The organism is Reyranella humidisoli, assembly GCF_019039055.1.
Classification (GTDB): domain Bacteria; phylum Pseudomonadota; class Alphaproteobacteria; order Reyranellales; family Reyranellaceae; genus Reyranella; species Reyranella humidisoli.
The window spans coordinates 2,300,133-2,325,000 of sequence record NZ_JAHOPB010000001.1; the positions used below are offsets into that span (position 1 = coordinate 2,300,133).

Here is a 24,868-nt window from a genome sequence, read left to right on the forward strand (position 1 = left end):
GGCGTTTCTGGTGTAGTCTCCGCCGCTGGCCGGTTGCTTTTCCGCAGCCGCGCCCGAGGGGAGAAACATGTCCGCCAACCACGCCCTATCGCCGCTCGCCCCCAAGACGACGCCGACGCTGCCCCGCATCGCCGGCGTAAAGCTGGGCGTCGCGCGCTCCGGCGTGCGTTACCAGGACCGCGACGACGTGCTGCTGGCCGTGGTGCCGGCCGGGGCCACCATCGCGGGCGTCCTGACCAAGTCCAAGACCTGCTCGGCGCCGGTCGACTGGTGCCGCAAGAACCTCGCCCGCGGCAAGGTCCGCGCCATCGTCGTGAATGCCGGCAACGCCAATGCCTTCACCGGCAAGCTGGGCGACAAGGCAGTCGAGGAGACGACCCGCTCCATCGCCCAGGCGCTGGGGTGCCCGCGCAACGAGGTCTTCATGGCCTCGACCGGTGTGATTGGCCAGCCGCTCGACTGGGAGAAGATCGCTGCCGTCGTGCCGACCCTCATCAAGTCCGGCCGGGAAGACGCCTGGTCGTCGGCCGCCGCCGCCATCATGACCACCGATACGTTCCCCAAGCTGGCGACGCGGCAGGCCAAGATCGGCGAGCGCACGGTTACGGTGAACGGCTTCCTGAAGGGCTCGGGCATGATCGCGCCCGACATGGCGACGATGCTGGGTTTCGCTTTCACCGACGCGAAGATCCCCGGACCGGTGCTGCAGAAGCTGCTGTCCGACGCCGCAGACAAATCGCTGAACTGCGTCACCGTCGACGGCGACACCTCGACCAGCGACACGCTGCTGATGGTCGCCACCGGCGCGGCGCGCCATGCGCCGATCGAGGAAGCCGACGACCCCGTGCTGGCCGATTTCAAGCGCGCTCTCGACGAGGTGCTGATCGAGCTCGCGCAGCTTCTCGCCCGCGACGGCGAGGGCGCCACCAAGTTCGTGACCATCAACGTGGGCGGCGCCTCGTCGAACGGCGCAGCGCGCAAGATCGGCCTGGCGGTCGCCAACTCGCCGCTGGTCAAGACCGCGATCGCCGGCGAGGACGCCAACTGGGGCCGCATCGTCATGGCCGTCGGCAAATCGGGCGAACGTGCGGACCGCGACAAGCTGCGCATCTCGATCGGCGGCGTGCGCATCACCGACGCGGGCCAGGTCGTCCCGAACTACGACGAGGCGCCGGTCGCCCAGCACATCAAGGGCTCCGACGTCGTCATCGACATCGACCTCGGCATCGGCCGCGGCCGCGCCACCGTCTGGACCTGCGATCTCACGCACGGCTACATCGACATCAACGGCAGCTACCGTTCTTGATCTCGTTCGAAGACGAGTGTCCGGGCGGTCCGACACCGCTGGGCGAGCGTCCGCTCGTGCTGGTGGCCGCCGTTGCGCTGGTCGATGCCGACAGCCGTGTCCTGATCGCCCAGCGCCCGCCGGGCAAGTCGATGGCGGGCCTCTGGGAATTTCCCGGCGGCAAGGTCGATGCGGGCGAAACGCCCGAACATGCGCTGGTGCGTGAACTGCACGAGGAACTGGGAATCGAGACGGCAACGAGCTGCCTGGCGCCCATCGCCTTCGCCAGCCACGGCTACGAGAAGTTCCATCTGCTGATGCCGGTCTTCGCCTGCCGCAAATGGAACGGCACGCCCCAGCCGCGCGAAGGCCAGACCCTGAAATGGGTCGTGCCGATGGACCTCAACAAGTATCCGATGCCGCCCGCCGACCTGCCGCTGGTCGGCCTGCTGCGGGATCTTCTGTAGCTATTGCGCCGGCGTGAGCTGCGTGCCGGGGCGCCAGCCCACCAGCTCGCGGAAGATCAGTGCCTGCGCGGTGGCCGCCACCGCGGTGCCGCCGTAGGAGACCAGCAACGCCGCCGTCCAGGTGATGATGGCCGCCGACTCGCCGGCACCCAGAATGCCACGGGTCAGGCCGAGTACGACCAGGGTGGCCACCGTCGTGGCCATCGCGCCGCTGAAGAACACCAGGAACAGGACGCCGATGATGGTCCAGGCATTGCCCCGGCTGTAGGCCCATGACTGCCGTGGCGTGAACGGCTCGTCGACGGCGGTCGCGGCGAGCCCGAAGCTCACGCGCAGGGCCAGGATGATCGAGATGGTGAAGCCGAGCCCGATCGGCGCCGCCAGCGCCTGCTTGCGGGCAATCTCGGGATCGGCTGCAGCACCGGCCGCCAGCAACTCGGGGTCGACCGTGCCCAGCGTCAGCACGAAGGCGGCGAGCAGCACGAAGGTGATGCCGCCGATCTTGATCAGATGGACGAGGAAGGCCATCTCGCGGGGCGACCAGCCGAGGCCGGGCAGCCGGTCCACGCCGTTCGGCCCGAGCAGGACGAGGCGCTGCCACGCCACCATGAACATCACCGTCGGCACCATGTCGGCGGCCTTCTCGATCAGCACTGGCATCAGCGAGTCGCGTGTCATCAGCGATCCCAGGAGCCGGATCGCCAGCGAGGCGATCCACGGGATGGTCACGAGATGGAAGAACAGCCCGAGATTGGCCAGCACGAAGCCGAAGCTTTGGGCGACCAGGCCGCCGAACGAGAGTTTCACTGCAGGCACGTCGTCTAGCTCCGTTCCACTTTTTCGCCGGCACTGATTTCGGCGGTACCCAGCGCCTCGGCGAGGCGATGCGCGGCGCTGCCGGGCTTGAGGGGCCTGGGCTGCGAGGCATGCGGCGCCCAGCCATGAAGGAAGAGCACTTCGAAGCTCGCCACGACGCGACCGCTCGGCCGGGCGAACCGCTCGCCGTAGAGTTCGGCGGCGCGCAGCAGCACGGCGCGCGCCGTCAAACCGCGGCGGCGGCCGACCACGAGGTTGCTCTCGCCCATGGCGCTGAGATCGCGCATCAGCGCGAGTGCGCTTTCGTACTCGACCTCGATCGTCTCGCTGTCGGCCACCGGCAGGGCGAAGCCCGCGCGCTGCAGCAGGCCGGCGGCGTCGCGCAGATCGGCGAAAGGCGAGACGCGCGGGCTCAAGCCCCCGTCGATCTCGCTTTCCGCCGCCGCCAGCGCCTGGCGAAGCTGCCACAGGGTGGCGCCGCCCAGCAGGGCGCCGAGGAATAGACCGTCGGGCTTCAGGATGCGTGCGATCTGGATCAGCGTGCCCGGCAGGTCGTTCACCCAGTGCAGGTCCATGGCGCTCAGGACCAGGTCGAAGCGGCCGGGCGCGAAAGGCAGGAACTCCTCGTCGGCGACGACGGCCGGCCCGCGCGCCCGGGCCGCGAAGCCGCGGCCCAGATCGGCCCGCACCAGATGTTCGACCATCGCCCGGTCGCCGAGCGCCTTGGCCACTTCGTCGCCGTGACTGCCGAGATCGAGCGCCAGGGGAAAGGTGCGGCGCACGTCGCCCAGCCGGTCGACCAGCCGCTCGGCGATCTCCCGCTTCAGGAAGTCGTGCCGCTCCCAGTCGCGGGCGGCACGCTCGCGGCGGCGACGCAGAAGGGTCCGGTCGAACACCAGCAGGGGATCGAGGCTCGTCACAGTGGGTATGTAAGGGCAAAGAGCGGTCGCCGGTAGGGGAACGCCATCCTGTGGGCGCATTTGCCCGCCCCAATCCGCGTCATGTTGCCGACGGGCGTCAGCGGAGTCTTTGCCGGCATGGGCCGGGCGGTGCTCGATGCCGTGTTGCCGCCGCTTTGTCTCGGCTGCAACGAGATCGTCGGTGCTCCCGGTGCGCTGTGCACGCGCTGCTGGCAGGGCTTCTCCTTCATCTCCGCGCCCCAGTGCGCCTGTTGCGGCACGCCCTTCGCGGAGGATCTCGGGCCCGGCGCGCTCTGTGCGGGCTGCCTCGCGCGGCGGCCGCGCTATCACCAGGCCCGCGCCGCACTGGTCTACGATGACGGCAGCAAGCGGCTCGTCCTGCCGTTCAAGCATGGCGACCGCACCGATATCGCGCGCGCCTGCGGGGCGTGGATGGCACGCGCGGGCGCGGACCTGCTGGCCTCGGCCGATCTCGTGGCGCCGGTGCCGCTGCATTGGCGGCGGCTGTTCGTGCGCCGTTACAACCAGGCGCAGTTGCTGGCGCGGATCGTCGTGCGGACGGCTGCGACCGAACGCAAGCCGCGTCTGATGCCGGACCTGCTGCGCCGGCGGCGCTGGACGGGTTCGCAGGCCGGGCTCAGGGCCCGGGAGCGGCGGAGCAATGTCCGGGAGGCCTTCGACATCCACCCGAAATGGCTGGCCGAGGTTTCGGGCAGGACAGTGCTGCTGGTCGACGACGTGCTGACGACCGGCGCGACGGTCGAGGCCTGTGCGCGCGTGCTGGAACGCGCCGGGGCCCGGCGGGTTGATGTCCTGACACTGGCGCGGGTTGTCCGGCCGGCGTTATAGTCGGCAAAAGAGGTTAACCATGGCCAAGATCGAGATCTACACCTCGCCGTTCTGCGGCTACTGCGCACGGGCCAAGAGCCTGCTCGACCGCAAGGGCGCCGAGTACGAAGAGGCCGACGTGATGATGGACGACAACAAGCGCGCCGAGATGCGTTCGCGCACCAATCGCACGTCGGTGCCGCAGATCTTCATCAACGGCCAGCATATCGGCGGCTCCGACGAGCTCGCCGCTCTCGAACAGGCGGGCAAGCTCGACGCGCTGCTCGCGCAGCCGGGCTGAGGCGCGTCCACCATGACCGCGTTCAAGGCCGGCCTGATCCAGACCAACGTCAGCAACGAGATGGCCGAGAACGTGGCCTTCCTGCGCGAGCAGGCGAAGCTCGCGCGTGATGCCGGCGCCGACTTCATCATGACGCCGGAGAATACCGGCCTGATCGGCGCCAACCGCACCGAGACGCTGGCCAAGGCGCAGACCGAGGAAGAGCACGCGATGCTCGCAGCCTGCCGCGCCAGCGCGCGCGACACGGGCGCGTGGTTCCTGCTGGGCTCGATCCATGTGCGCGTGCCGGGCGAAGAGCAGATCCGCAATCGCTCCTACCTGATCGATTCGTCGGGCGGCATCGTGGCCAGCTACGACAAGATCCACATGTTCGACGTCCAGCTCGCCGGCGGCGAGAGCTACCGCGAATCCTCGACGTTCAAGCCGGGCGAGAAGGCGGTGCTGGCCGAGACGCCGTGGGGCGTGCTCGGCATGACGATCTGCTACGACCTGCGCTTCCCCTATCTCTATCGCGAACTGGCGCACGCCGGCGCCACGATGCTGGCGATCCCGTCCTCGTTCACCGTGCCGACGGGCCAGGCGCACTGGCACACGCTGATGCGCGCACGCGCCATCGAGACCGGCTGCTTCGTCTTCGCGCCGGCCCAGGTCGGCACGCACAAAGGCTCGAACCGCAAGACCTACGGCCATTCGGTCGCCGTCGCCCCGTGGGGCGAGGTGATCGCCGATGCCGGTGGGGAGAAGGCGGGCTTCGTCATCGCCGATGTCGACATGGCGAAGATCGAGGAAGCCCGGAAGATGGTCCCGTCGCTCACCCATGACCGCAAGTACGCGGCACCGGCTCTGCACAAGACGGCGATCGCGAAGGCGGCGGAGTAATCGTCTGTCCTACTTCGCGACGAGGCCCGTAGCGCGGATGTGACGGCCGGCAGGTGAGAGCCGGCGCATCGACGAACAGCGCCAGCAATTCGCCGTCGACCTCATCATGCATCGGATCGCGAGCAAATTGCGGCCCCAAGCTCGACGGGGGTGCCGAATCGCGCCACTCTCGGTGGGCACACCCCGGAGTATCCGATGTCCTCTCCCAGCCTGGTGATTCGTAACGGCACCATCGTCGACGGATCGGGCGGCGATCCCTACGAGGCCGACCTCTCGATCGTCGAAGGCAGGATCGCCGCGATCGGCAAGAACCTTCCCAAGGGGCAAGAGGAGATCGACGCGCGCGGCAGGCTGGTGACGCCGGGCTTCGTCGACGTGCACACGCACTACGACGCGCAGGTGACGTGGAGCGAGCGCCTGTCGCCGTCGTCGTGGAACGGCGCCACGACCGTCGTGATGGGCAACTGCGGCGTGGGCTTCGCGCCCTGCCACGAAGACCAGCACGCGATGCTGATCAACCTGATGGAAGGCGTCGAGGACATTCCCGAGGTCGTGCTGTCGGAAGGCCTGCCATGGAACTGGCATTCCTTTCCGGATTTCATGGATGCCATCGCCGCGCGTTCCTATGATGCCGATGTCGCGACACAGGTGCCGCACGCCGCGCTGCGCGTTTACGTGATGGGCAAGCGCGGCGCCGACCGGGAGCCCGCGACCGAGCAGGATTGCCAGCGTATGGCCGAGCTCACCGTCGAAGGACTGCGCGCCGGCGCGCTGGGTTTCTCGACCTCACGCACGCTCAATCACCGCTCTGCCGACGGCAAGCACATCCCGACCCTGCGCGCCGAGGAAGCGGAACTGACGGCGATCGCCCGCGCGATGCGCCAGGCCGATGCCGGCTGGCTGCAGATCGTGTCGGACTTCCAGGAAGGCGAGGTGGCTTTGTTCCGCCGTCTGGCGAAGGAGTCGGGACGGCCGGTGACCATCACCCTGTTGCAGTCCAATGCCAGGCCCGACGGCTGGCGCGAGACGATGGCGGAGATCGACGAGGCCAATCGCGAGGGGTTGCGCATCACCGCCCAGGTGCGCTCGCGGCCGACCAGCGTGTTGCTGGGATTGGAACTCTCGCAGACGCCGTTCACGGGCCGGCCGAGTGCCGACGGCATCGCCCGCCTGCCGTTCGCCGAGCGTCTGGCGCAATGGCGCGAGCCCGGGTTTCGCGCGCGCGTCCTCGCCGAAGCTTTCCAGGGCGACAAGCAAAGGCGCCTGGTCGACCGCTGGGATCGCATGTTCCCACTCGACGATCCGCCCGACTACGAACCGACTGCCGAACAGAGCGTCGCCGCCATCGCGGCGCGGCAGGGCCGTCCGGCCGCCGAGGTCGCCTACGACCTGTTGCTCGAGCGCGACGGCAAGCAGATTCTGTATCTTCCGGTGACCAATTACGTCGCCGGCAATCTCGACGTGGTGCGCGAGATGATCGACCGGCCCAACACGCTGCTGGGCCTCGGCGACGGCGGCGCCCATGTCGGCATCATGTGCGACGCCACGGCGACCAGTTACACGCTGACCCACTGGACGCGGGATCGGGCGCGCGGGTCGCTGCTGCCGGTGTCGTGGGCCATCAAGCGGCTGACCGCCGACAACGCTTCCGAGATCGGCCTGCGCGATCGCGGCCTGCTGAAGGTCGGGCTGAAGGCCGACCTCAATATCATCGACTACGACAGGATGAAGCTGCGCCGTCCGGAAGTGGTCTACGACCTGCCGGCGGGCGGCAAGCGCCTGATCCAGCGGACCGACGGCTTCGACGCGACCATCGTGTCGGGCGCCGTCGTCTATCGCGGCGGAGGGGCGACCGGCGCCTTGCCTGGCCGCCTGGTACGCGGCGCGCGCGGCTGAGGCACCGTTCTACAGGAGCCGCGCGGCGATCCTCTGCACCATGGCCATCTTCGGCTGGCTGATCATCCGCGCCTCGTAGGCGGTCACCGAGAATTTCCCGCGCACCAGATCGAGCAGTTCGCCGTCCTTCAGCAGGAACTCGGGCCGGCTCGGTTTGCCGAATCGTTCGTTGCCTTCCATGAAGGTCTCGTAGAGCAGGATGCCTCCGGGCAGCAGCGCGTCGAGCAACACAGGGAAGAGCGGCCGGTGCAGGTAGTTCGTCACGACGATCGCGCCGAAGCGGCGGCCGGGCAGCGGCCAGGGGGAACCGTCCTCGAGATCGGCCTGGATCGCCTCGATCGTCCCGGACGCCGGGATCGCCGTTACGTCGCGGTCGACCGCCGTCACGCGATGGCCGCGGGCCGCGAAGAACTCGGTGTGGCGGCCCTTGCCGGCCGCGACGTCGAGCACGGCGGCGTCGGGCGGGACCAGGCCGGCCCAAACCGCGATCCAGGAGGAGTGCGTCATGTCCGGCGTACTCCCGCGCCCTTCAGGTTCAGCAGATTGCCGGACAGGATCAGCGCGGCGCCGAGGATCGTCAGCATATCGAGTTGCTCATTATAGAGCAGCCAGCCGGCGAGGGCGGTGAGTGGCACGCGCAGAAAATCCATCGGGACGACCACCGTGGCGTCGGCGTGCAGCATCGCGCGCGTCAGGCAGTAGTGGGAGAAGGTGCCGCAGAAGGCGATGGCGATGACCCATGCCCAGACATAGGCCGAGGGCCAGCGCCAGACGTCGAGCGCCGGCACCAGGCCGATGATCGACTGGATGAGCAGCATCCAGAACAGGATGGTCACCACGCTGTCGGTGCGCGTGAGTGACTTCACCATGGTGACGGAGATCGCGAAGCCCACCGCGGCCGCCAGCGCGATGAGCTGGCCGGGCACGATCTCGTTGGTGCCGGGCCGCACGATGATGATGACGCCGACGATGCCCAGTGCCACGGCGAGGTTCTTCCAGAGGCCCATGCGCTCGCCGAGGAAGGCCACGGCAAGGATCGCCGTCCAGATCGGCATGGTGAACTCGATCGAGATGACCTGGGCGAGCGGGATCAGGGTCAGCGCCTGGAACCAGGCGAACTGCGCGCCGTAGTGAGCGATGTTGCGGCCGACCTGCTGCCAGGGACGCCTGGTCCTGAGATTGCGAAAGCCGCCCGCGTGATGGATCAGCGGATAGAGCATCGCGATGCCGATGACCGAGCGCATTTCCATGATCTGGAAGACGTCGAGTTCGCGCGTCGTCTCGCGGCCGGCGATCGCCATCACGAGCATCGCCGCCAGCCAGCCCGCCATCCAGAAGGCGGCCTTCAGGTTCGAGGGTTGAGGCGCGGTCATGGCTGAGGGGGCGAGCTGCTTTTACGTGGGCGGGGCGTGGAGCGGCGGGGCGCGACAATCGGGCCTTGCGTCCGGCGCGACAAGCCACCATTTTTCGGATTGTCATGATTTTGTATCGCTTGCGCTGCGCCAAGGGCCACGAGTTCGATAGCTGGTTCAAGGACAGCAAGACCTATGAGCGCCAGGAGAAGAAGTCGCTGATCGGCTGTGCCGTCTGCGGCACGGCGAAGGTCGAGCGCGCCCTGATGGCGCCCCGCATCGGCAAGAAGGGCAAGGATGCCGCGCTGCCGGCCGCCGTCGAGGCGCCCGCGGAGGCCGCCGCGCCGTCAGCCGAGCAACAGCAGCAGATGGCGGCGCTGGCCAGGCACATGCCCAAGGAACTGCGCGAGGCGCTGCTCAAGGTCCGCGCCGAGGTCGAGAAGAACTGCGAGCATGTCGGTGACAAGTTCGCCGACGAGGCCCGCAAGATCCACTACGGCGAGAGCGACAAGCGCGGCATCTACGGCGAAACCAGCGACGAGGAAGCCGAGGCACTCGCCGAGGAAGGCATCGAGTTCGGCCGCCTTCCCTGGATCCCGCGCGGCAACTGACGGTCCCTACTTCGGGGCGTCGGGCGCGGTCCCATACAACATGTAGTTCACGTCGAGGTCGTTCCTGTTCAACGACCACTTGCGGCTGAGCGGAGCATAGACGACGCCCACGATTTCCTGCGGCTCGATCCCGCCGGCCCGCAGGCCCCGCGCAACTTCGGAAGGCTTCAGGAATTTCTTCCAGTCGTGGGTGCCGCGGGGCAGCCATCCCAAGATGTATTCGGCGCCGGCGATGGCCAGCAGCCAGGCTTTTGTCGTGCGGTTGAGCGTCGACAGGAAGAGGAGGCCGCCGGGCTTCACGAGGCGGCCGCAGGACCGCAGGAACAGATCCACGTCCGCCACGTGCTCCACGATCTCGAGGGCCAGCACGACGTCGAACTGCGCGCCACTCTCGGCCAGCGCCTCCGCGGTGCCCTGGCGATAGTCGATGGCGAGGTCCTGGCGCGTAGCATGCACGGACGCGGTCGCGATGTTGCGGGCCGAGGCGTCCACGCCGGTGACCGACGCGCCGAGCCGGGTCATCGGCTCGCTGATCAGACCGCCGCCACAGCCGATGTCGAGCAGCGACAGTCCCGTCAGCGGTTCGCCGTTCAGGGCGTCGCGCTGCCAGTGCGCAGCCACCCGGTCGCGGATATAGGCGATCCGCACCGGGTTCAGCCGGTGCAGCGGCGCGAACTTGCCGGCGGGATCCCACCATTCGTCCGCGATGCGGGAGAAGCGTTCGACTTCGGCCGGATCGACCGTTCCGGCAGTGGGGATATGCGTGGTTTCGACCATGGCTACCCTTGACCCATATGGCGCCGCCGGTGTCTATAGCCCGCTTTCCGGGCAGAGGCTTGCCCTTCGAGTAGGCTCATGGCGCGCATCGTTCTCAAATTTGGCGGTACTTCGGTCGGCGACACGGATCGGATCAAGAACGTCGCGCGCAAGGTCAAGGCCGAGGTCCTGCGCGGCAACGAGGTCGCGGTCGTGGTTTCGGCCATGTCGGGCGCCACCAACCAGCTCGTGAAGTGGGTGAACGAGATCTCTCCGTTGCACGATCCGCGCGAATACGACGTCGTCGTGGCGACAGGCGAGCAGGTCACGATCGGCCTGCTGGCGATGGCGCTACAGCAGGAGGGTGTGAAGTCGCGCTCCTGGACGTCTTGGCAGCTTCCGATCAAGACCGACGACGCCTATGCCAAGGCGCGCGTGATCGAGATCGACACGGTCGAACTGGCCAGGACCATGTCGGCGGGCGAAGTGCCGATCGTGCCAGGCTTCCAGGGCGTTTCGCCGGACGGTCGCATCACGACTCTGGGCCGCGGCGGCTCGGACACCTCGGCGGTGGCACTGGCGGCCGCCCTCAAGGCCGATCGTTGCGACATCTACACCGACGTCGACGGCGTCTACACGACCGATCCGCGCATCGTCGAGAAGGCGCAGAAGATCGATCGCGTGACCTATGAGGAAATGCTCGAAATGGCCTCGCTGGGCTCGAAGGTGCTGCAGACGCGCTCCGTCGAGCTGGCGATGAACCATCATGTGCGTGTGCAGGTGCTTTCGTCGTTCGACGAGGCGCTCGGCAGCGATCTGCCCGGAACTCTGGTTGTGGACGAGGAAGAGATCATGGCCCAGGGCCTCGAGAAGTCCGTCGTGAGCGGCATCGCCTTCGCCAAGGACGAGGCAAAGATCACCGTGACGCGCGTGCCTGACCGGCCCGGTGTCGCCGCGGCGATCTTTGGCCCGCTGGCAGAGGCCAACATCAACGTCGACATGATCGTGCAGAACGTGTCGGTCGACGGCAGCTCGACCGATATGACTTTCACTGTGCCCAAGGCCGACCTCGCTCGTGCAGTACAGCGGTTGGAGCAGGCGAAGGGCGAACTCAAGTTCGCCGAGGTGAAGTCCGACCTCAACGTGTCCAAGGTTTCGGTGATCGGCGTCGGCATGCGTAGCCATGCCGGCGTGGCGCTGAAGATGTTCGAGACCCTGGCCGCCAAGGGGATCAACATCCAGGTCATCTCAACGTCGGAGATCAAGATCAGCGTGCTGGTGGCCGCCGAGTACACCGAACTGGCGGTGCGGGCTCTTCACACGGCCTATGAACTGGACGCGGCCTGAGATTTCGGCCCTAAAGTGCAGTCGGACTCTGCGAATTAGCCGGTAGGCAGTCCGGCGCGGGTCTTGCTATAAGCGGCGCATGGACGCCGCACTCGCCCATATGCCTAGCCTAGACGCCCGCCCGACCAAGTCGGCGGCCGCGGCTTGGCGAGTTTGCGCCTGCGTCATCGACCGCAGCTTCGTCGTCATTCGACTCAAGCATCCCGCGGTCTGACCATGGAGAGATCAACTCCCCTGGCCGGACCGCGAATGCTCCTCAAGCGGCTCCGGGACACGATGGCGCGTGCCGAGTCCGTCGAAGTGACGCTGGGCGAAGTCGTGCGGCTGGTCGCGAACGAAATGGTGGCCGAGGTCTGCTCGATCTACCTGCTGCGGGCCGGCGAAGTGCTGGAACTGTTCGCAACCCAGGGCCTCAACCCCTCGGCCGTCCATAGTACCCGGCTGAGGGTCGGCGAGGGTCTGGTCGGCGACATCGCTGCCCACGGTCGCCCGCTGGCGCTCGACGATGCGCAGCACCATCCGCAGTTCGCCTACCGCCCCGAAACAGGTGAGGAAATCTATCATTCGCTGGCCGGCGTGCCGATCGTGCGCGCCGGCAGGGTGCTCGGCGTGCTGGTCGTGCAGAACCGCACGCGGCGCCAGTACGACGAGGAAGAGGTCGAGACGCTGCAGACCATCGCCATGGTGCTGGCGGAACTGGTCTCGGCCAGCCACGTCGTCAGCCCCAACGAGGTCCAGCAGGTCGACGGTATCGGGTTGCTCCCGCTGCGCGTCGACGGCGTGCAGCTCACGCCCGGCGTGGCCATCGGCCATGCCGTGCTGCACGAGCCCCGCATCGTCATCCAGCGCGTGGTCGCCGAGGATGTCGAGCAGGAGCAGGTCCGTTTCCAGGAGGCGCTGCGCGGTGTTCGCGAGGACGTCGACCGCATGCTCGAGGCGCACGACATGCAGTCGGGCGAGCAGCGCGAGATCCTCGAGACCTTCCGCATGTTCGTCGACGATCGCGGCTGGGCCGAGCGGGTGCGCGAGGCGATCGACTCGGGCCTCACCGCCGAGGCCGGCGTCCAGCGCGCCTTCGACGACGTGCGGACGCGTCTCGGCCAATCGACCGATCCCTATATCCGCGAGCGGCTGAGCGACCTGCAGGATCTCTGCAACCGCCTCCTGCTGCGTCTGACCGGCCGCGTGGCCGTCGATCCTGCCTCGTTGCCCGACGACATGATCGTGATCGCCCGCGACATGGGGCCGGCCGAGCTGCTCGACTATGACCGCAACCGGCTGCGCGGCCTCGTGCTGGAAGAGGGCTCTGCGTTGAGCCACGTGGCGATCGTGGCGCGTGCCCTCGACATCCCGGTCGTCGGGCGCGCGCCCAATGTGCTGGCACGCGTCGAGGCGGGCGACCCGATCGTGGTCGACGGCGACAATGCGCAGGTCCTGGTGCGGCCGGCCGAGGACATTCTCCAGACCGTCCATCTTGCACTCGATGCACGCGCCGAGCGGCGGCGCAAGTACGCGGCGCTGCGCGACCTGCCGTCGACGACGCGCGACCAGGCGCGCGTCTCGCTCAACATGAACGCCGGCCTGCTGATCGACATGCAGCATCTCGACGATACCGGCGCCGACGGGGTGGGCCTCTATCGCACCGAGATTCCGTTCATGGTGCGTTCGGAGTTTCCCGACGTCGATGCACAGGCCTGGCTCTATGGCCGCGTGCTCGATCTTGCCGATGGACGGCCGGTGACTTTCCGCACTCTCGATGTGGGGGGTGACAAGGTCCTCCCCTATATCGACTCGTTCGGGGACGAAAATCCCGCAATGGGCTGGCGTGCCATCCGCATTGGCCTCGACCGCCCGGCGATGCTGCGCCGCCAGTTGCGCGCGATGATCATGGCTGCGAGCGGCCGCCCCCTGTCGATCATGTTTCCTATGATCGCTGAGGTCACCGAATTGCTACGGGCGCGTCATTTGCTCGATCTCGAGCTCGATCGCGCAAAGCGTCGGGGCCAGCCCGTGCCGGAGGGCGTGCGTGTTGGCGTCATGTTCGAAGTGCCGGCGCTGGCCTGGCAACTCGACAGCCTCCTGCCCCACGTCGATTTCATATCGGTGGGCACCAACGATCTGATGCAGTTCCTCTATGCCGCCGATCGCGGCAACAGCAGGCTCGCCGGACGCTACGACAGCTTGTCCCCAGCGCTGTTGAGACTGCTACATTTTGTAGTGAATAAGGTGCGCCCGGCGGGCGTCGACATTTCTGTCTGCGGCGAGATGGCGGGGCGTCCTGTCGAAGCACTGGCGCTGCTCGCGGTGGGCGTACGTTCGTTGTCGATGTCACCCGGCGCAATCGGGCCCGTGAAGGCGATGATCCGGTCGCTCGATCTCAACGAGGTCGTTGGTTTCATGAGCTCTGCGCTTACTCAACCCGATCGTCCCTTGCGCGAGACGTTGCGTCTCTTCGCCGCCGATCATGCGATCGAAATTTAGCGACTCGAAGTCGAATCGCTTTTGCCCTGCCATGGGGCCTCTGCTAAGAGTCGCGACGAGGGGACAAGCAGGGAAATTCAATGCCGGATCAGGTTGACTGGCGGGCGATTGAACGCGAGGCCGGACCAGGCCAAGCGGTCGGTCGACTCCTACGCGATCAACGCGAGGCGCGCGGTCTGGACCTGACTCAAGTCGAGAAGAGCATCCGCATCCGGCGCGCTCATCTCGAGGCGATCGAGGAAGGGCGTTACGACCTGCTTCCCGGCGCCGCCTACATCCCCGCGTTCCTTCGCGCCTATGCCGCCCATGTCGGTCTCGACCCCGAAAAGGTCATGACCGCCTATCATCTGTCGGGCGCCGTTCCCATCAAGCGTCCGGTGACACTGCCCGCCGATTTTCCGGTCATGGAAAGGCGCGCGCCGATCGGCCTCGCCGTCCTCACACTGCTGCTCGTCGTCGCCGCCGGATATGGCGTGTGGCACTACATGCCGCGCGACCAGGCCGTCGTAGCCGAGAAGGTTCCGCCGGTGCCGGACCGCCTGCTCTCGGAACGGCCGAGTGCGCCGGCTGTGACGGCCGCGCCGAAAACGACTGCTCCGCCCAATCCGTTCGTCCCCCAATTGCCCCCCACGCCGGGCCAGGAGACCCGCACCATCAACGGCTCGCTGCCGGCTCAGGTCTGGCCGGCGCAGCGCGTCGATAGCGGGGCGCCAGCTGCGCCACTGGCGCCGCCGCCCGTCGTCGTGGCCGTTCCTGCGCCGCCGCCGCCGGTCGTGATGAACGTCCCGGCCATCGGCCAGGCGCAAGCCGCCCAGCCGCCGGCGTCGATCGAGCCGCCGCGCATCGACCAACCGAAGCCGGTCGAGGAAGCCACGGCCCGCCAGCCCGATCCGGCCACGCAGCCCTCGCTGCCGGTCCGGGTCAACACGCCGATCAGTGTGAAGACGAACAGCTGGGTCGAGCTTCGGGCACCCAACGGCGACGTGCTGACGCAGACCTATGTCCGCGCCGGCGAAAGCTACGTCGTCCCGGCCGGGATCGCCTATCGCATCACCGAGGCCCGCTGACGCGGGCTCTCTGGCGGAGGCGAGGCCTCGCCGCTACATTGTACCCATGAGCATCAGACCGTACCGCGACATCCAGCGCCGCAAGTCGCGCCGGGTGATGGTCGGGTCCGTCCCGGTGGGCGGCGATTCGCCGATCACCGTCCAGACCATGACCAACACGCTGACCGCGGACGCCGACGCGACGATTGCCCAGATCCGCCGGTGCGAAGAGGTGGGTGTGGATATCATCCGCGTGTCCTGCCCCGACGAGGAGTCGACGGCGGCGCTGCCGCGCATCGTGAAGGCCGCGAAGGTCCCGATCGTGGCCGACATTCACTTTCACTATAAGCGCGCCATCGAGGCGGCCGAGGCGGGCGCCGCCTGCCTGCGGATCAACCCTGGCAATATCGGCAATGCCGAGCGTGTGCGCGAAGTGGTGAAGGCTGCGAAGGACCATGGTTGCTCCATGCGCATCGGCGTCAATGCCGGTTCGCTGGAAAAGGATCTGCTCGAAAAGTATGGCGAGCCCTGCCCGGAGGCGATGGTCGAGAGCGCCCTCGATCATGCGCGCATCCTGCAGGATCATGATTTCCACGAATTCAAGATCAGCGTGAAGGCGTCCGACGTCTTCCTGGCGGTTGCGGCCTACCAGCAGCTTGCCGACGCCTGCGATTACCCGCTGCATGTCGGCGTCACCGAGGCGGGCGGGACGCGCACCGGCACGGTGAAATCGTCGATCGGCATGGGCTCGCTGCTGTGGGCCGGTATCGGCGACACGATCCGCGTCTCGCTCTCGGCCGAGCCGGAGGAAGAGGTGCGCGTCGGCTTCGAGATGCTGAAGGCGCTGAACCTGCGGCACCGCGGCGTGAACATCATCTCCTGCCCGTCCTGCGCCCGCCAGCAGTACGACGTCATCCGCACGGTCGAGGCGCTGGAGAAGCGGGTCGCCCACATCACCACGCCGATGACGGTGTCGGTGATCGGCTGCGTGGTGAACGGGCCGGGCGAGGCCCGCGAGACCGACATCGGCTTCACCGGCGGGGGCTCCAATACCCACCAGGTCTATATCGCGGGTGTCCCTCACCATCGGCTCAAGGACGCCAACGTCGTCGACCATCTCGTCGGGCTGATCGAGAAGAAGGCGGCCGAGATCGAGGCTGCGAAGGCGGAAGAAGCCGAGCGACATCGCGCCGCCGCGGAGTAGCGGTTCCAGGCTTTCCTTTCCCGACGATTTTTCAAGGCGATATCCCGTGAGCAAGATGCAACCCGTGCGTGGCACGCACGATCTCCTCCCCGACGACTACCGGCGCTTCGCGCATGTCGTCGACACCGCGCGCGACGTGGCGCGCCTCTACGGCTATCGCGAGATGGCGACGCCGATCTTCGAGTTCACCGAGCTCTTCGCGCGCGGCATCGGCGAGACCACCGACGTCGTGTCGAAGGAGATGTACACCTTCAAGGACCGCGGCGATGAATCGCTCACCTTGCGGCCGGAATATACCGCCGGCATCTGCCGCGCCTTCGTCTCCAACGGCGAGCTTGCCCAGCAGCTTCCGCTCAAGGTCTTCGCGGCCGGACCGATGTTCCGGTACGAACGCCCGCAGAAAGGCCGCCAGCGCCAGTTCCACCAGATCGACCTCGAGGTGCTGGGTGCGCCCGAGCCCGGCGCCGACATCGAGGTGATCTCGGTCGCGGCCGACATTCTCGACCGGCTCACGATCCTCGATCGCTGCGTGCTCAAAATCAATTCGCTCGGAGACCCGGAGAGCCGTACCGGCTACCGCAAGGTGCTGATGGACTATTATTCGGGCCACACTGCGAATCTTTCCGAGGATTCACGCAACCGCCTGGCGCGCAATCCGCTGCGCATCCTCGACAGCAAGGACGAGGGCGACAAGGCGATCAACGTCAATGCGCCGAGCTTCTCCGATCACCTGAACGAGGCCAGCCGCGACTTCTTCAAGTCGGTGCAGGACGGGCTCACGGCCGCCGGCATCGCTTTTGAAGTCGATCCTGCACTGGTGCGCGGCCTCGACTACTACACGCACACCGCTTTCGAGTTCGTCACGACCCACATCGGCGCGCAAGGCACCGTGCTGGGCGGCGGCCGCTATGACGGGTTGATCGCCGAGCTGGGCGGGCCGCCGACGGCCGGCATCGGCTGGGCGGGCGGCATCGAGCGGCTGATGATGCTGGCCGACGAGCCCAAGCCCCTGCCGCGGCCCGTCGTCATCGCGCCGCTTGGCGCGGCGGCCGAGGCCAGGGCGCTCGGCATCGCGCGGACCTTGCGCAAGCTGGGCATCGCCGTCGAGCAGGAGTATCGCGGCAACATGAAGCGCCGCATGCAGCGTGCCAACAAGCTCAATGCCCGCGTGGCGCTCATCATCGGTGACGACGAGCTGGCCAAGGGCGTGGCCCAACTGAAGGATCTCGACAGCGGCGCCCAGCGCGAAGTGCCGCTCGACGGTCTCGCCGAAGCCCTGAAGGTCTGAGATGTCGCTGTTATTGAAACTCAACCAGGTCGTGACGCGCCATGCCGAGCTGCAGGCGGCGCTGTCCGCCGGCACGCTCGACTCGCAGAAGTTCGTCGCGGCGTCGAAGGAATATGCCGACCTCGGCCCATTGGTCGAGGCGGTGAACGAATGGCACAAGGCCGAGCGCGAGTTGAAGGATGCGGAGGCAATGGCCGCCGATCCCGACATGAAGGCGATGGCGGAGGAAGAGGCGGCCGAGCTGAAGAAGCGCTTGCCTGAGCTGGAGCGCACCGTGAAGCGCATGCTGCTTCCGAAGGACGCCGCCGACGAGAAGAACGCCATCCTCGAAATCCGCGCCGGCACCGGCGGTGACGAGGCCGCGCTCTTCGCGGCCGACCTGTTCCGCATGTACCAGCGCTACGCGGCGGAAAAGGGCTGGAAGTTCGAGGTCATGGAACTGTCGGACACCGGCATCGGCGGCTATCGCGAGGCGATCGCCACGGTGACGGGCCGCAGCGTGTTCGCGCGTCTCAAGTTCGAATCCGGCGTCCACCGCGTGCAGCGCGTGCCGGCCACCGAGGCGCAGGGCCGTATCCATACTTCCGCGGCGACGGTAGCGGTGCTGCCGGAAGCCGAGGAGGTCGACATCAAGATCGACGAGAAGGACCTGCGCATCGACGTGTTCCGCGCCTCCGGACCGGGTGGCCAGTCGGTCAACACGACCGACTCGGCGGTGCGCATCACCCACATCCCGACCGGCGTCGTCGTCAGCCAGCAGGACGAGAAGAGCCAGCACAAGAACCGCGCCAAGGCGATGAAGATCCTGCGTGCCCGCCTTTACGACGCCGAGCGCCAGCGCCTGGACGATCTGCGCTCCGCCGATCGCAAGGGGCAGGTCGGCTCGGGCGACCGCAGCGAGCGCATCCGCACCTACAACTTCCCGCAGAGCCGGGTCACCGATCACCGCATCAATCTCACCCTCTACAACCTCGCCGAGGTACTGGACGGGCGCGGGCTCGATGCGATCGTCGATGCGCTGACCGCCGACGACGAGGCCTCGCGGCTGGCGGAGCTCGCGGCCTAGTCCGTGACGGTGGGCTCCTCTTACGACGCACTCCTGCGCGACACGGCCGTCGCGCTGACGGCGGCCGGTATCGACAATGTCCGCTTCGAGGCCCGGCTGCTGCTCAGCCACGCCACCGGGATGACCGTGGAGCAATTGATCGCGCGAGGGCCCGATCCGGCGCCCGCCATGGTCGAGACAGCTCTGCGCGAGCTCACGGCGCGCCGCGTGCGCCGTGAGCCGATGGCCTACATCCTGGGCGAGCGCGAATTCTGGGGCCTTCCCTTCAAGGTCTCTGCGGCAGTCCTGGTGCCGCGGCCCGACAGCGAGACGCTGATCGAGGCCGTCCTCGGTCTGTTTCCCGACCGTGGCCGGCCGCTGCGTATCGCCGATCTGGGGTTGGGATCGGGCTGCCTCCTCCTCACCCTGCTGCGGGAGTATCCGCAGGCGAGCGGTGTCGGGATCGATGCCTCGCCCGAGGCGCTCGAAATGGCCAGGGTCAATGCCGGGGCGCTGGGCGTCGCCTCCCGGGCGCGCCTCGAGGCGGGCGACTGGCGTGAGGCCGGCTGGGCCGGGCGGCTGGGCGGTCCGTTCGACCTGCTGGTGTCCAATCCGCCCTACATCGAGAGTGCCACCGTCGACGGCCTGATGCCCGAAGTGGCGCGCTACGAGCCCCGGCTGGCACTCGACGGAGGCGACGACGGGCTTGCGGCGTATCGCATCATCGCCCGCGAGGCGCCCAGCCTGGTCGTTCCGGGCGGCTGGGCGGTCGTCGAGGGGGGCGAGGGACAAGCGGCTGATATCGCCGCCCTTTTTGCCGCCGTGGGCTTCACGCCCGGCCCGCCCCGGCAGGATCTGGGCGGGGTCGACCGGGTGGTGCCGGCCCAGCATTAAGAGGTTGGCAATCCGGGGGAATGGGACTAGGTTCCTTTACCCCTTGGGGGGCTGGTCCGACCGGTTAGTGGCGGCGGACACCAAACCCCCTGAAATCAGCCGTGACGGCGCCCGCGAAGGGCAGGGGGGTTCCAACAACAACATCCGTCCGGCGTGTAACTGGCCCAGGTTAATGAGACCAAACAATCGTCAGCGGTCGCGCGGCGGTCGCAGTGGTGGCGGCGGTGGCGGCGGTGGTAACAACCACCATCACAAGCCCCAGCACCACAACCCGAACCGCCCGCCCAATCGAAACCAGATTTTCGATAGCAGCGGCCCCGACGTCCGGGTCCGCGGTAATGCCAACCAGGTCTTCGACAAATACCAGTCGCTGGCTCGCGAGGCCGCCTCTTCCGGCGACCGCATCCTGGCCGAAGCCTATTACCAGTACGCCGACCACTATTTCCGCGTGATCCAGTCCATGGGTGGCTTCGTGTCGCGCAACCAGGGCTGGGAAGGCGGCGAGGACGGCCAGCAACCAGGGCAACCCGGCCCGCAGGGGCAGCAGTCCGGCCAGCCGCAGCAGGGCCAGTCCGGAGGCCAGCAGCCGAACGGCGGAGACAACCAGTCCGGCGACCGCAGCGAGCAGGCCCCCCCGGAGCATCGCTCTTCAGAGCACCGGCAGGGCGATAACCGCCAAGGCGATAACCGCCAGGGTGAGCATCGCCAGGGCAATCAGCGCCAGAACGATCGCCGCCAGAACGACTATCGTCCGAACGATCGCGACCGTGATCGCGACGATCAAGGCGAGGCCGAACCGGGTCTCAACGGCGTGGCGTTCCTGCAGAACGGCCGCAATGCGACCGGCGGCAATGACCCGGCGATCGACGAACAGCCCGAGGTTCCGGAATTCGTCCCTGCGAACGGCGGCCGGCGCGCCTGACCGTCAGCCCCTGATAATCCCGAAAGAACGCCCGCCGGCAGCCGCCTGCGGGCGTTTTTCGTGGGGAGGGGGTTAAAGGTGGATCAAGGTTGGTGCGACGAAGGCCAGCACCGTGAAGCCCAGGCCGAGCACACCCAGGCCGGCCGACAGGAAGGTCAGCCAGACGACCGCGGTGAGGGCGGCGGCGCCGGCCAGCACGATGGCGAGCTGGAAGCAGGCCGAGCCGTATTCGAACATGTGATAGGCGGCCATCGACCGGTCGCGATGTGCTTCCTTGAGCTTGGCGCGCGCCGCCAGTTCCTTGCGGCCCTCGTTGGTGTCGGGCTCGGTATCGTAGCGCTGTGCCGTCTGGCGCCACCGCTCGGCCTGCGCCTTGAGGGCGGGTGGCACGGTGTCCGGGCTGTCCTTGAACGTGGCCTCCACCTCTTCGGCGGCAGTCCTCAGCGTGGTCTGCCGGATGGTCTTGGACTGGAAGAACGACCACAGGTTGGAGGCGTCGATGTGGCTCGAGAGCCCGTTCGTCTGCGAGCTCTTGCCGCCCATTTCCGAAACCGCCAGCAGGGCGGCGAGGATCGCCACCAGCAAAGCGATCTTCTTGTTCGAGCTGTCGACGTGGCCGTGTCCGCCAGACATTCCAGTACCTCCAAATCTTGGTCGGCGGCGTTCTTAACCCACGTTTCCAGGAGGCGAAAGCCGCACGGAATCTGAGGTCTTGTACGTCGCAAATCTGATCCCATATCGCCTTCAGGACGCCTCCAATGAGGGTCCGCTCTTCCGCCCGCCGCTCGACGGGGGCGTAAAGGAAAGGGTTGAGTATGAATCAGGAAAAATACACCGAACGCATGCGGGGCTTCCTGCAGAGCGCCCAGATGATGGCGCTTCGCGAGGGCCATCAGCGGCTCATTCCAGACCACGTTCTGAAGGTCCTGCTCGACGATCCGGAAGGCCTCGCAGCCAACCTCATCGCCGCCGCGGGGGGCGATTCACGCGCGGTCTATCGCGCCGTCGAAGCCAATCTCGCCAAGCAGCCCAAGGTCGAGGGCCAGGGCTCCGGCCAGATCTATCTGGCGCCCGAGACCGCGCGCCTGTTCGACCAGGCCGAGACCATCTCCGAGAAGGCCGGCGATTCGTTCGTCACGGTCGAGCGCATGCTGGTCGCGCTGGTGCTCGCCAAGGGTACCGAGGCGGCCGAGGCGCTCGCCAAGGGTGGCGTGAAGCCCCAGGCGCTCGAGAAGGCCGTGCAGGAGCTGCGCAAGGGCCGGACTGCCGACTCGGCGTCGGCCGAGGACAGCTACGACGCGCTGAAGAAGTATGCGCGCGACCTCACCCAGGCCGCGCGGGACGGCAAGCTCGACCCGGTGATCGGTCGTGACGAGGAAATCCGCCGGACCATCCAGGTGCTGAGCCGCCGCACCAAGAACAATCCGGTGCTGATCGGTGAGCCGGGCGTTGGCAAGACTGCCATCGCCGAGGGCCTCGCGCTGCGCATCGTGAACGACGACGTGCCGGAATCGCTCAAGAACAAGAAGCTGATGTCGCTCGACCTCGGCTCGATGGTCGCGGGCGCCAAGTTCCGGGGAGAGTTCGAGGAGCGGCTCAAGGCCGTGCTGTCGGAAATCTCTTCGGCCGAGGGCGAGATCATCGTCTTCATCGACGAGTTGCACACGCTGATCGGCGCCGGCAAGGCCGACGGCGCGATGGACGCCTCCAACATGCTGAAGCCCGCCCTGGCGCGCGGCGAACTGCATTGTGTGGGCGCCACGACGCTCGACGAGTACCGCAAGCACATCGAGAAGGATGCCGCGCTGGCGCGGCGCTTCCAGCCGGTCTTCGTGGCCGAGCCGACGGTCGAGGACACGATCTCGATCCTGCGCGGCCTCAAGGAGAAGTACGAGCTGCATCACGGCGTCCGGATCGCCGACTCCTCGATCGTGGCCGCCGCGACCTTGTCCAATCGCTACATCGCCGACCGGTTCCTGCCGGACAAGGCGATCGACTTGATGGACGAGGCGGCGAGCCGCATCCGCATGCAGGTCGACAGCAAGCCCGAGGCGCTGGACGAGCTGGACCGGCGCATCATGCAGCTCAAGATCGAGAAGGAAGCGCTCAAGAAGGAGAGCGACCAGGCGTCGCGCGACCGTCTCGAGCGTCTCGAGAAGGAGCTGTCGGAACTCGAGCAGAAGTCGGCCGCGCTGACGGCGCAGTGGACTTCCGCGAAGGACAAGCTTGCCGACTCGCAGAAGGTGAAGGAGCAGCTCGACAAGGCGCGCTCCGAACTCGACATCGCGCAGCGGCGCGGCGAACTCGGCAAGGCCGGCGAACTGGCCTACGGCGTGATCCCCGACCTCGAGAAGAAGCTCAAGGAGGCCGAGACCCACGAGGTCGCGGGTGGCAAGGGCGTGAAGGAAGAGGTCATGCCCGAGGACATTGCGGCCGTCGTGTCGCGGTGGACCGGCGTGCCCGTCGACAAGATGCTGGAAGGCGAGCGCTCCAAGCTCCTGCGCATGGAAGAGGAGATCCATAAGCGGGTGATCGGCCAGGACGAGGCCGTCGTGGCCGTGGCGAACGCGGTGCGTCGCGCCCGGGCAGGCCTGCAGGACCCGAACCGTCCGATCGGTTCGTTCCTGTTCCTCGGCCCCACGGGTGTCGGCAAGACCGAGCTCACCAAGGCGATCGCGGCGTTCCTGTTCGACGACGACACCGCGATGGTGCGCATCGACATGAGCGAGTTCATGGAGAAGCACTCCGTGAGCCGCCTGATCGGCGCGCCGCCGGGCTATGTCGGCTACGACGAGGGCGGCGTGCTCACCGAGGCGGTGCGGCGCCGGCCGTACCAGGTGATCCTGTTCGACGAGGTCGAGAAGGCGCATCCGGACGTGTTCAACGTGCTGCTGCAGGTGCTTGACGACGGTCGCCTGACCGACGGGCAGGGCCGCACGGTCGACTTCAAGAACACGCTGATCATCCTGACGTCCAATCTCGGCAGCTCCCATCTGGCGGCCCTGAAGGACGGCGAGCCCACCGAATCGGTGCGCGAGCAGGTCATGGAGGAGGTGCGGCGGGCTTTCAGGCCCGAGTTCCTGAACCGCCTCGACGAGATCCTGCTGTTCAACCGGCTGAGCCGGGCGCACATGACGGACATCGTCGAAGTCCAGATGCAGAAGCTGCTGAAGCTGCTGGCCGATCGCAAGATCGAGCTGAAGATCGACGGCAAGGCGCTGCAGTGGCTCGCCAACAGGGGCTACGACCCGGTCTACGGGGCGCGGCCGCTCAAGCGGGTGATCCAGCGCAGCCTGCAGAATCCGCTGGCGACGCAGCTTCTCGAGGGCAGGATCGGCGACGGCGATACCGTCGAGGTCGGCGTCGAGAACGGCGAGCTGACGGTCGGCGGCGAGCGCGTGATGAGCGACGCCGCCGACTAAAGACTAGTCGCCTTTGGCGACCTGAGACGGCGCGGGTTCTTTTGGAGCCTGCGCCGTTTTCTTTGGTGCGGGCTTGGTTTCCGCGGGCTTTTCGACCTCGCCGGCGACCGGCGCGCTCTTGAGTTGCGCGAGGTACTGCCGGGCCAGCACCTGGAAGCGCGCCGCGTCCTTGGCCCCCACGGTGCCGCGCATGGCGAACTTCTGGGTGAGCGGATTGACGTGCTTGCCGCCCTTCAGGAACTCGTAATGCAGGTGCGGGCCGGTCGACATGCCGGTCGATCCGACGAAGCCGATCACCTGTCCCTGGCGCACCGAAACGCCCGGCTTGATGCCCGGGCCGATGCGCGACATGTGGGCATAGGCCGTCGCGACGTCGTGCGTATGCTGCAACCTGACGTAGAGTCCATAGCCGCCATTGGGTCCCGCGGACACGACCTTTCCGGTGCCGGCGGCCAGGATCGGCGTGCCCGAAGGCGCCGCAAAATCCACGCCCGCGTGCAATGCACTGAAGCCCAGGATGGGGTGCTCGCGCATGCCGAAGCGCGAGGTGATGCGCGAGGCGTCCATCGGCGTGCGCAGGAAAGAGCGCACAACGCTCTCGCCTTGCGGGTTGTAGAAGCCATCGGCGCCACCCTGGGGGCGGTAGCGGATCACGGTGACGGTGCGCTTCAGGAGCTTGAGTTCGCCGGCGAGCAGGCGACCGGGATGGGTGACCTTGCCGTCGCTCGTCACGAGCTGCTCGAGCAGGACGGTGAACTTCTGCCCCTGCTTCAGTTCGCGCTGGAAGTCGACGTCGTAGGACAGGGCGCGCACGAACTCGATCATCGCCGCCGACGGCGCACCGGCCTTGATCCCGCTCTGCTGCAGCGAACCGTCGCGCTCGCCCTCGACGCGCACGATGCGCGGGCTGACCTTGTAGATTTTCTCCTCGGCATCGTAGGTGCCGTCGTCTTTGCGGCTGACGATGTACTCCCGCTCGGGTTGAGGCCGGACCGACAATGCAAGCACGCGCGGGGCATCGGGCTGGTCCGGCATCGTCTGCATCGTGAGCTCGATGGTCTCGCCCACCGCGAGGCGCCGCTTCTTCAGGAGCGACTGGAGCTTCTCG

The 24,868-nt window shown here is 67.3% G+C and carries 23 protein-coding genes (1 of these 23 running past the window's edge); 16 read left to right on the forward strand and 7 right to left on the reverse strand.

Features of this window, described 5'->3' with window-relative positions; genetic code table 11:
- The first annotated feature begins 67 nt into the window (after positions 1-67).
- On the forward strand, positions 68-1,306 hold the full coding sequence (argJ, locus tag KQ910_RS11200; RefSeq protein WP_216959648.1) for a bifunctional glutamate N-acetyltransferase/amino-acid acetyltransferase ArgJ: 1,239 nt from the start codon (positions 68-70) through the stop codon (positions 1,304-1,306).
- Complete coding sequence (gene mutT, locus KQ910_RS11205) at positions 1,303-1,752, forward strand: 8-oxo-dGTP diphosphatase MutT (RefSeq protein ID WP_229600383.1); 450 nt, start codon at positions 1,303-1,305, stop codon at positions 1,750-1,752. Before argJ ends, mutT begins: the two co-directional genes overlap by 4 nt.
- On the opposite strand, the gene KQ910_RS11210 is transcribed toward mutT, so the two are convergent.
- Both KQ910_RS11210 and KQ910_RS11215 read right to left on the reverse strand, forming a co-directional pair.
- Positions 1,753-2,568 (reverse strand): hypothetical protein, encoded by an 816-nt coding sequence (locus KQ910_RS11210; protein WP_216959651.1) that lies wholly within the window; start codon positions 2,566-2,568, stop codon positions 1,753-1,755.
- A 5-nt stretch (positions 2,569-2,573) separates the two neighbouring features.
- The gene (locus KQ910_RS11215; RefSeq protein ID WP_369408324.1) at positions 2,574-3,488 is read right to left on the reverse strand and encodes a methyltransferase domain-containing protein; all 915 of its coding nucleotides are present in this window, start codon (positions 3,486-3,488) and stop codon (positions 2,574-2,576) included.
- Positions 3,489-3,548: 60 nt separating this feature from the next.
- Between KQ910_RS11215 and KQ910_RS11220 the strand changes: the two genes are divergently transcribed.
- The 4 genes from KQ910_RS11220 (at position 3,549) to KQ910_RS11235 (ending at position 7,392) form a co-directional block, all read left to right on the forward strand.
- On the forward strand, positions 3,549-4,337 hold the full coding sequence (locus tag KQ910_RS11220) for a ComFC family protein (protein WP_229600384.1): 789 nt from the start codon (positions 3,549-3,551) through the stop codon (positions 4,335-4,337).
- A 19-nt stretch (positions 4,338-4,356) separates the two neighbouring features.
- Positions 4,357-4,617 carry a glutaredoxin 3 gene (grxC, locus tag KQ910_RS11225; RefSeq protein ID WP_216959657.1) on the forward strand — a complete coding sequence of 87 codons (261 nt, stop codon included), beginning with the start codon at positions 4,357-4,359 and terminating at the stop codon, positions 4,615-4,617.
- Positions 4,618-4,629: 12 nt separating this feature from the next.
- Positions 4,630-5,496, forward strand: coding sequence for a carbon-nitrogen hydrolase family protein (locus tag KQ910_RS11230; RefSeq protein WP_216959660.1), 867 nt, complete (start codon positions 4,630-4,632; stop codon positions 5,494-5,496).
- A gap of 195 nt (positions 5,497-5,691) precedes the next feature.
- Positions 5,692-7,392, forward strand: a complete 1,701-nt coding sequence (locus KQ910_RS11235) for an N-acyl-D-amino-acid deacylase family protein (RefSeq protein WP_216959663.1) — start codon at positions 5,692-5,694, stop codon at positions 7,390-7,392.
- A gap of 9 nt (positions 7,393-7,401) precedes the next feature.
- On the opposite strand, the gene KQ910_RS11240 is transcribed toward KQ910_RS11235, so the two are convergent.
- The gene (locus KQ910_RS11240) at positions 7,402-7,899 is read right to left on the reverse strand and encodes a class I SAM-dependent methyltransferase (RefSeq protein WP_216959665.1); all 498 of its coding nucleotides are present in this window, start codon (positions 7,897-7,899) and stop codon (positions 7,402-7,404) included.
- Entirely contained in the window at positions 7,896-8,765 is an 870-nt protein-coding gene (locus tag KQ910_RS11245) for a DMT family transporter (protein WP_216959668.1), read from the reverse strand. The genes KQ910_RS11240 and KQ910_RS11245 overlap by 4 nt, the downstream gene beginning before the upstream one ends.
- A gap of 104 nt (positions 8,766-8,869) precedes the next feature.
- On the opposite strand from KQ910_RS11245, the gene KQ910_RS11250 reads away from it, so the two are divergent.
- Positions 8,870-9,355: a DUF1178 family protein gene (locus tag KQ910_RS11250; RefSeq protein ID WP_216959671.1), complete on the forward strand. Its 486-nt coding sequence runs from the start codon at positions 8,870-8,872 to the stop codon at positions 9,353-9,355.
- Positions 9,356-9,361: 6 nt separating this feature from the next.
- On the opposite strand, the gene ubiG is transcribed toward KQ910_RS11250, so the two are convergent.
- Complete coding sequence (ubiG, locus tag KQ910_RS11255) at positions 9,362-10,132, reverse strand: bifunctional 2-polyprenyl-6-hydroxyphenol methylase/3-demethylubiquinol 3-O-methyltransferase UbiG (protein ID WP_216959674.1); 771 nt, start codon at positions 10,130-10,132, stop codon at positions 9,362-9,364.
- 78 nt (positions 10,133-10,210) lie between these two features.
- Here ubiG and KQ910_RS11260 point away from each other — a divergent pair, with 78 nt between their 5' ends.
- The 8 genes from KQ910_RS11260 to KQ910_RS11295 all read left to right on the forward strand — a co-directional run bounded on the left by KQ910_RS11260 (position 10,211) and on the right by KQ910_RS11295 (position 20,338).
- Positions 10,211-11,458 (forward strand): aspartate kinase, encoded by a 1,248-nt coding sequence (locus KQ910_RS11260; protein ID WP_216959679.1) that lies wholly within the window; start codon positions 10,211-10,213, stop codon positions 11,456-11,458.
- A 249-nt stretch (positions 11,459-11,707) separates the two neighbouring features.
- A complete protein-coding gene (ptsP, locus tag KQ910_RS11265) occupies positions 11,708-13,939 on the forward strand; it encodes a phosphoenolpyruvate--protein phosphotransferase (RefSeq protein ID WP_229600385.1) in 2,232 nt (743 codons plus the stop codon).
- Between the two features lie 80 nt (positions 13,940-14,019).
- Complete coding sequence (locus KQ910_RS11270; RefSeq protein ID WP_216959685.1) at positions 14,020-15,006, forward strand: helix-turn-helix domain-containing protein; 987 nt, start codon at positions 14,020-14,022, stop codon at positions 15,004-15,006.
- A gap of 46 nt (positions 15,007-15,052) precedes the next feature.
- On the forward strand, positions 15,053-16,189 hold the full coding sequence (ispG, locus tag KQ910_RS11275; protein WP_216959688.1) for a flavodoxin-dependent (E)-4-hydroxy-3-methylbut-2-enyl-diphosphate synthase: 1,137 nt from the start codon (positions 15,053-15,055) through the stop codon (positions 16,187-16,189).
- A gap of 55 nt (positions 16,190-16,244) precedes the next feature.
- Positions 16,245-17,477 (forward strand): histidine--tRNA ligase, encoded by a 1,233-nt coding sequence (hisS, locus tag KQ910_RS11280; RefSeq protein ID WP_229600704.1) that lies wholly within the window; start codon positions 16,245-16,247, stop codon positions 17,475-17,477.
- A gap of 1 nt (position 17,478) precedes the next feature.
- Positions 17,479-18,543 (forward strand): peptide chain release factor 1, encoded by a 1,065-nt coding sequence (prfA, locus tag KQ910_RS11285; protein ID WP_216959696.1) that lies wholly within the window; start codon positions 17,479-17,481, stop codon positions 18,541-18,543.
- A 3-nt stretch (positions 18,544-18,546) separates the two neighbouring features.
- Positions 18,547-19,416, forward strand: coding sequence for a peptide chain release factor N(5)-glutamine methyltransferase (gene prmC, locus KQ910_RS11290; RefSeq protein ID WP_216959699.1), 870 nt, complete (start codon positions 18,547-18,549; stop codon positions 19,414-19,416).
- Positions 19,417-19,483: 67 nt separating this feature from the next.
- Complete coding sequence (locus KQ910_RS11295; protein ID WP_216959703.1) at positions 19,484-20,338, forward strand: DUF4167 domain-containing protein; 855 nt, start codon at positions 19,484-19,486, stop codon at positions 20,336-20,338.
- Positions 20,339-20,410: 72 nt separating this feature from the next.
- Here the strand turns inward: KQ910_RS11295 and KQ910_RS11300 are convergent, their stop codons facing one another.
- The gene (locus tag KQ910_RS11300; RefSeq protein WP_216959705.1) at positions 20,411-20,971 is read right to left on the reverse strand and encodes a DUF4337 domain-containing protein; all 561 of its coding nucleotides are present in this window, start codon (positions 20,969-20,971) and stop codon (positions 20,411-20,413) included.
- Positions 20,972-21,153: 182 nt separating this feature from the next.
- On the opposite strand from KQ910_RS11300, the gene clpB reads away from it, so the two are divergent.
- Positions 21,154-23,760 (forward strand): ATP-dependent chaperone ClpB, encoded by a 2,607-nt coding sequence (gene clpB, locus KQ910_RS11305; RefSeq protein ID WP_216959708.1) that lies wholly within the window; start codon positions 21,154-21,156, stop codon positions 23,758-23,760.
- Positions 23,761-23,763: 3 nt separating this feature from the next.
- Here clpB and KQ910_RS11310 read toward each other — a convergent pair whose 3' ends face one another.
- Positions 23,764-24,868, reverse strand: partial view of a peptidoglycan DD-metalloendopeptidase family protein gene (locus tag KQ910_RS11310; protein WP_216959710.1) — the 3' portion only. It continues 434 nt past the right edge of the window; the window shows 1,105 of its 1,539 coding nt (coding positions 435-1,539); the start codon falls outside the window, past its right edge; it ends in the stop codon at positions 23,764-23,766.